This is a genomic window from Bartonella sp. AP150HLJHH (genome assembly GCF_042196385.1).
Taxonomy (GTDB): Bacteria; Pseudomonadota; Alphaproteobacteria; order Rhizobiales; family Rhizobiaceae; genus Bartonella.
The window spans coordinates 1-7427 of sequence record NZ_JBHIQC010000041.1 but is presented as its reverse complement, the minus strand read 5'-3'; the positions used below and the strand labels follow the sequence as shown (position 1 = coordinate 7427).

Here is a 7427-nt window from a genome sequence, read left to right as displayed (position 1 = left end):
CATTTACGGGGAAATGCTCGGACTTCTGGAGAACAACGTAAGAAAGAAAGTGGTGGAATTTTTGGTGAAGGATCTCGAGCCCCTATAGCGATTTCCGTTCTCGTAAAAAATCCAAATGCACAACAGCGTGGTAAGATATATTTTCGTGATATTGGAGATTATCTCACGAGGCAAGAAAAGCTTACGATAATCGAGTCCCTTGGTAGTATTGATGGCATTACACGAAGTAAACAAGGTTGGAAAATAATTATACCGGATAGGCATAATGATTGGCTTGGTCAACGTGATGACAATTTTAAAGCATTTTTATCCATAGGTTATAAAAAAGGGCATGGTAAAAAGCTTTTTAATACTTATTCCTGTGGTATTTCAACCAATCGTGATGCTTGGGCATATAACTCAAGCCGTGAATCTTTAGCAAAAAACATGAGTTATATGATTGCTTTCTATAACAGTGAAGTAGGACGTTTTAACAATACCTATCCACATACTGAACGTAAAGTACGTGTAAAGGTTGTAGATGATTTTGTCGATACAGATGAAAGCAAGATAAGTTGGAGTAGTAGTCTGAAAGAAGAGTTTGTAAAAGGAAAGTTTTTTGAATTTGAAACTACATGCCTCATTCAAAGTATTTATCGTCCATTTACGCAGCAATGGCTTTACTATAGTCGTATTTTTAACCATAGAGTTTATCAAATGCCCTGTATATTCCCCATGGGAAAAGCGGTTGAAAATAAAGTAATAGCAGTTACAGGTATAGGAGCAAAAAAAGACTTTTCTGTACTTATGACTAAAGATATACCTAACTTGGATTCAATAGAAAAAAGTCAATGTTTTCCACGTTATATTTACGAAGACACTAGGGTTGCAAAAAGTAAAGGTGAAAAACAGTCATATTTGTTTGCAAATGCTACAGAAGACAGCAAAACAGCTGATTTACAGAGGAGTGATGCCATTACGGATGAAGGTCTAGACTATTTTAAAGCAGCTTATCCTAATGAAACCATAACAAAAGATGATCTATTCTATTACGTTTACGGTTTGCTTCATTCGGAAGATTATCGTGCTCGTTATGCTGATAACCTCTCTAAAGAACTGCCTCGTATCCCTTGTGTAAAGAGTGCTGGTGATTTTTGGAAGTTTGTAACAGCAGGACGTGAATTGGGTCATTTGCATGTGAATTATGAAACTGTAGAACCTTATCCTGTGACCTTTAAAAAGGGTAATCCAAAACAGACAGAGATCTCTAATCCCGAAAAGTTTTATTATGTAACTGAAATGAAATTCGCAAAAATTAAGAATAGTAAGGAAAAGGATAAATCAACTGTTTTTTACAATAGCAATATCACAATAACAGATATCCCTCTTGAAGCTTATGAGTATATCGTTAATGGCAAGCCCGCTCTTGAATGGGTTATGGGGCGTCAATGTGTTAAGACTGATAAAAAGAGTGGTATTGTGAATGATGCCAATCGCTATGCTGTTGAAACCGTTGGCAACCCTGCCTACCCTCTAGAGTTATTTCAGAGGGTTATTACCGTAAGTTTAGAAACAATGAAGATTGTTAAGAACTTACCAAAATTAGAAATAAGAGAAACTGAATAACTTATAAAGCATGCTCACATAATGGGCATAGAGCTTATAACCATAATCTATACCTCTCTTGTTAAGTTGATTACATAAAATTTTCTTTACTATGAGGATAACAAAATAAAGTTAAGAGAATAGGATTTTGCAACATTCCTCTTAATTATTACGAATTAAGGATTCTTTTCGTGGAGTTTTTTGCCATACCTGCTGTCCAAAGGGTTTTTAATTCTAAAAAAATTGACTTGAAGTCACAGTGTAGCTACATTATAATAAAATCTATGAATGGAGGTACCAATCATGAAAGCCGATTCTGTTGTTCGCGCTCGCATTCCTGCTGAAATGAAAAAACAAGCGATGATTACTTTAGAACGTATGGGATTAAGTGCATCAGACCTTATCCGCATAACATTTTTGCGTGTCGCTGAAGAAGGTTGTTTGCCTTTTGATCTTAAAGTACCTAATAGTGTCACACGTAAAGCTATAAAGGAATTAGATGAAGGTAAAGGTAAGACATTTAAAAACGCTGATGCCCTTTTTAAGGATTTAGGCATTTAATATGCTGATACCCGTCCGCTCAAGACAATTTAAACGTGACGTGCGCAAAGCGGAAAAACGCGGTAAAAATATGAATAAGCTACGTACACTATTGAGTCTTCTAATTGAAGAAAAGCCATTACCAAGACATTACTGTGATCATCCACTAAAAGGCGATTGGGTAGGGTATCATGATATTCATATCGAACCAGATTGGCTGCTTATTTATAGAATAGAAGGAGATAAATTACATCTTATTCGTACAGGAACGCACTCTGACCTTTTCAAAGAATAATTATATGAAAAGTTAAAAATACTCTAATTTTTCTCTACATAATTAGATTTTTTTACATTGCCTTTAAAAGATTATACCGTAATCTAAAATGATAGCTTTGTTTAAAGAGGGTTATGTATATTCATTTTCTTATATTACTTATAGGTTTTGAAGGCTTCTCAAACCCTCAAAATACCTTCAAAACCCCTTTTTATATATATTATAGATTGTATTTACGTGTTGTGTGTAATATGGGTTGTTTATTTAAAACATTAACATATTGAAATATAATGACTTTTATTTTTCGATTGAAAAAAAATATATAAAGGGGGGTAAAAGGAACTCTCAAAATACTCAAAATCTTCAAAACTAACAACCATAAGGATCTTGATAGCATTTCTTATGAGTTACAAACTATCTTTTGAAAGGCTTTAAAGGATCATATGCTTTTCATAAAGCACGTTTTAATCATTCTCTAAATCATAAGTTTATCTATTCAAATGAACTGATAAAATTCATAAAAAGGATTTTGATAACGTAATCAGTTTTTACTTTCATACGCTTTTCATAAGACACGTTTTAATGACTCACTAAAATGATCACTTTTGTCAGTTCAATTTACTGACACATAACTGACAAGTTTTAATCAATTCACATCATTGGTTATCTTTAAAGATTGTACTCTTGATATGAATTATGTCTTAAAAACATTAACCTCTTGAAATATAATGTTTTAGTTTTTTTATCATTTTAAAAAATAATATAAGCTTTAAAAAGAACTGACAACACTGACACGGTCTATTAAAAGGGATTTTGCTGATCTCTATAATGATCATTCTCTCTTTAGATATTTTATAACAGGCAATAAATCACAATTATCCTATTTATCGTTTCTCTTATGAAAATGAAAAATGATGCCATGGCTATAAAGAACATAACAGCTATAGAGAATACGTGAAAACAGTAAACTTGAATACTCATATGCAAATGAACGCGTTGGTTATAAAGAGCACATTGCCTATTAAGGTTGTTTAAATTAGAGCCCCTTATAAACAAAATTCACAAAAAAATTAAAATTCATTTAGTAAAAAAATTGATAGGTTATAAAGATAAAAATACGCGCTATGAGAGCGTTTCTAAATATTATAATGTATAGATTCAGAAAATAACGCAATCGTTTAAGAAAGCAAATAATATAGCTTTAAAAGCACATAAATATAAAAGAAGCAATTAATAGGCATAAGACATTATCAACACATAACGTATTTAAAAAAATATCAAAAAAGATAAAATATTATTTGATAATAAATACGTATTTTGTTATATAAATACTCAAGTGATCAAAACACTTGCGTTAAGCGGGTAGGTTACGAAATGACCTTATCCATTTCTTTAAATACTGACTTTCTTTTATGCTTTTGTTAGTATATGAGAATTTTGTCGGGTGTGGTCATGCTATACAAAACCCTTATGGGGAAGGTATGACAACAGACTTTAGGCTGTGTTTTCAAACACCCGACACCCTTATAGGGTGTCAATTTCAAAACTTTTTTACGTTAAGAAAGAATTTAAAATAAAAAATTCCCAAAATACAATTTCCTCTTCCATTTCAAATGAAACCGCGCTTGCTAATCAACAAGAGCCTGCAAAAAAATATGAATTTACAGGAGAGACAATAGAGGTTGGTGATTATACTCTTTATCGCATTCGTGCTTTAAAAGATTTTGATGATGTTAAGGCTGGTCACTTGGGCGGCTTTATTGAAAATGAAAATAACTTATCGCATGATGGTAATTGCTGGGTTTATGATAATGCTCTTGTTTTAAATCCTGCCCATATTTACGAAAATGCCAAGATTTTTAATAAGGCTATTATAATGGACTTTGTTTATGGCAATGCGCATCTTTCTTATAATGCTTGGGTTTATCATCAGGCGCGGGTTTATGGCAATGCAAAATTATCAGGAAATGCTCGTATTCATAGCAAGGCGGTAGTTTATGACCATGCTTTTGTCTATGGCAATGCTCATGTTTATGGCAATATTTATGGTAATGCTAGCGTGGGAGGGTATACTAAGGTTTATGGCTCTGTTTATGGGAATGCAAAAGTGACTGGTTATCACACCATTAGAGGTTTGGTACATGGCAATGCAAGATTAAAAAGAGATGGTTATTCATATGTGAAACAAAACGTTCACTATGCATATGGGATTCCTGAGGATTGTGAAATTTATAAAAACGATCACGTTGTAAAGATTATTAAAAATAATGCTGCGTAAATAAGACACGGGCGGTGCGGGAGCGCCTGCTTTCTAAGCAAATTCTTCCATTCCAAATTTTAGCAAATCTTTATCACATTAGATTGTGAGGGTATTCTTATGTGCAAAAAATATGAATTAACCAATAAAATCAAAAAAATCAAACATGCTCTTACTCGAAATATTATAAACCTTTATCGCATTCGTGCTTTAAGAGATTTTGATGATATAAAGGCGGGTGCCTTGGGTGGTTTTATCGAAAAGGAAGTTAACCTATCCCATGATGGCAATTGCTGGGTGTATGATAATGCGTGGGTTTATGGCTATGCCCATGTAAGTGGGAGCACTCGTATTTATACAGAAGCCCATGTTTATGATAATGCGCATATTTCTTATAATGCTTGGGTTTATAATTATGCAAGGGTTTATGGGCATGCTCAGGTTTCTGGCTCTGTCTGTGTTTACAGCCATGCCAAGATTTATAATCATGCTATTGTCAAAGGTCATGCTAAAATTTATGGCAAGGTTTATGGCAATGTTATTGTGAGTGGCTATGCTGAAGTTTATGGCTCTGTTTATGGTAATGCCAAGGTTTCCTATCATGCCAAGGTCTGGGGAAAAGCCTATGGCAATGCAAAATTAAACAGTCAAAGTAAAGTAAGTGTCGTTCCAAAAAAATGTGAGGTTTATGAAAACGATAATGTTATCAATATAACTGATAAAACAGAATAAAAGAGACATGGGGGCGTGCCTTCTTTATGGTTATAAACGCATATAAGATGCATTGCTATAAACATATCATAAAAGAGAGAGTAAAATAAAAAAAGCCGTGTCAAATGATATGACGCGGCTTTCAAATAGCGTTTCTTATTGATTAAAATGAATCATCCACAATGGAGTAATGAATGCATATATACAAAACGTATCACATTGCAAGCGCTCTATGAGAGATATGAAAACTTCATCAAAAGAAACGTAAATGGTGCGTATGATCTTTAATCACTCGTTTGAATGAGAGAGCCTATAAACGCTTGTTATGGCTATTAAACAAATTAAAACGCTTGGTAGGTTTAACAATCCAATCAAAAGCAAATGCATATTCAATAAATATATGTAAAAAACGTTCTTTTTATATTTACGATCATTGGTTTTTAAAAGCAGATTTTCATAAGATAAATAAACAAACGCTTTTATAAAGTGTAAGGTTTTCAAGATTTTGCTCTGCTGTGAAATCTAGATCTTCGTTTTTCATAAATGAAACGTTCTTAAGAGCAAATGATAACTAAGTTATAACTGTGATAAAAAGAAGTTTTCGTTTCTTATAAAGATCTCATTTTATGTTTCAAACGTTTAAACGTGCATTTAAAGAGGTTCTCATAAGCGTATTTGTACTTTTCATTAAAACCTAATTTCTTTAAAATTAGCCGGTCCATTTTTGGAGGCATTATCTTAGAATAGAGCATTCTTTAAATATTACAGCTTTTGACTCAAAATTGAGTAAAATCCCATGCCTTATGATGTTACAATGGTTTTAAATTTTTCTTGCTTGCGTTATATCATTAAAAAGCTTTCTCTTTCATAAAACATAACATTGTGATTTTCATTCTATATGTAATGATACTATATTTATGCTGATTACTTATCATTTTCTAAACTTTTAGAAAGCGTTTTAAAAGTGATCTTGTCTTTAAATCCTTTTATGCAATCTTTATAAATTAAACCTATAAGCTTATGACCGTTTCAAACGATTATTCCTTTAAAAGTTTCGCTCAAAAAAGAGCAAAATTCATACCATTCTTTAAACGTATGCGATTTATGTTATCGATATTTTCAAACAACTAAATTTTTAAACAATGTGATTTGTGCTGTGATAAAAACATATCATAAAATTTATAAACTGTTGTGAATGATATCGGCTTTTCATTTCATTTGAATACACACATGCGTTATAATATTTGTATCATGATTTGCTTTTTATGGTCTATTCATACATGACAATTGTTTATAAAAAATGGTCAAATGAATCACGTATAAAAGTGCGGATTCTTGAGTGGATTCATATAAGATAATTACACTCAAACTATTGACTTTATTGTATTTTTTAGTATTATATCTTATATGATCGATTCAAGAATTTATGGCAATGTAAAAATTTATGATAATTCAGAAGATTGTAAACAAACTATGACCGCCCAGAACGGCGACTCTTCAACAAAAGACGACATTCCTTTCTAGCAACACAAACCAACTTTTAACACCAGCGTGATTCACGCCACGGGTGAATTGCGCGCAATGTAGGAAATCAACATGACAAATTCTACTTTTTTAAAAGAAATGGCAGGAAAATATGGATTTTCTGCTGAAGAATTTCGAGAAACAATCATAAAAACTTGTATTGGATATAAAAATGCTAATGCCATCTCTGATGCAGAATTTGCCGTTTTTCTTTTTGTTGCCAATACTTATGGACTTAACCCTTTAACAAAAGAAATCTATACTCTCCCTAAAAAAGGCGGCGGCATCATACCCGTTGTTTCTATCGACGGTTGGATAAAGATCATCAAATCAAATCAAATCCTGACTTTGATGGCATGACCTTTCAAGATCAACTCGATAAAGACGGGAATCTCATTGCTATCAAATGTGCTATTCGTCTCAAAGACATTAAAGACCCTATCGAAGTCACCGAATATCTCAAAGAATGCGAACAAGACCACAGTGACCCTTGGAAAAAATACCCCGCACGTATGTTGCGCCATAAAGCCACTATAC

Annotated in this window: 5 protein-coding genes and 1 pseudogene; all 6 read left to right on the top strand. The window is 32.7% G+C overall.

Annotated elements, in window-relative coordinates; genetic code table 11:
* Positions 1-1605: type ISP restriction/modification enzyme (locus ACFING_RS08745; RefSeq protein WP_375630514.1), on the top strand; the 1605-nt coding region annotated here is incomplete at its 5' end.
* Between the two features lie 282 nt (positions 1606-1887).
* On the top strand, positions 1888-2145 hold the full coding sequence (locus tag ACFING_RS08740) for a type II toxin-antitoxin system RelB/DinJ family antitoxin (RefSeq protein ID WP_375630512.1): 258 nt from the start codon (positions 1888-1890) through the stop codon (positions 2143-2145).
* A 1-nt stretch (position 2146) separates the two neighbouring features.
* The gene (locus ACFING_RS08735) at positions 2147-2419 is read left to right on the top strand and encodes a type II toxin-antitoxin system YafQ family toxin (RefSeq protein ID WP_375630510.1); all 273 of its coding nucleotides are present in this window, start codon (positions 2147-2149) and stop codon (positions 2417-2419) included.
* 1585 nt (positions 2420-4004) lie between these two features.
* Positions 4005-4676, top strand: a complete 672-nt coding sequence (locus ACFING_RS08730) for a hypothetical protein (RefSeq protein WP_375630516.1) — start codon at positions 4005-4007, stop codon at positions 4674-4676.
* 99 nt (positions 4677-4775) lie between these two features.
* Entirely contained in the window at positions 4776-5387 is a 612-nt protein-coding gene (locus ACFING_RS08725; RefSeq protein WP_375630508.1) for a hypothetical protein, read from the top strand.
* Positions 5388-6962: 1575 nt separating this feature from the next.
* A pseudogene (locus ACFING_RS08720) lies at positions 6963-7427 on the top strand (recombinase RecT); the annotation flags it as partial.

What these genes read in the sequence shown, in the direction of transcription:
- ACFING_RS08740 (WP_375630512.1), top strand. Translation starts at nt 1,888, where the DNA reads ATGAAAGCCGATTCTGTTGTTCGCGCTCGCATTCCTGCTGAAATGAAA.
- ACFING_RS08735 (WP_375630510.1), top strand. Translation starts at nt 2,147, where the DNA reads ATGCTGATACCCGTCCGCTCAAGACAATTTAAACGTGACGTGCGCAAA.
- ACFING_RS08725 (WP_375630508.1), top strand. Translation starts at nt 4,776, where the DNA reads ATGTGCAAAAAATATGAATTAACCAATAAAATCAAAAAAATCAAACAT.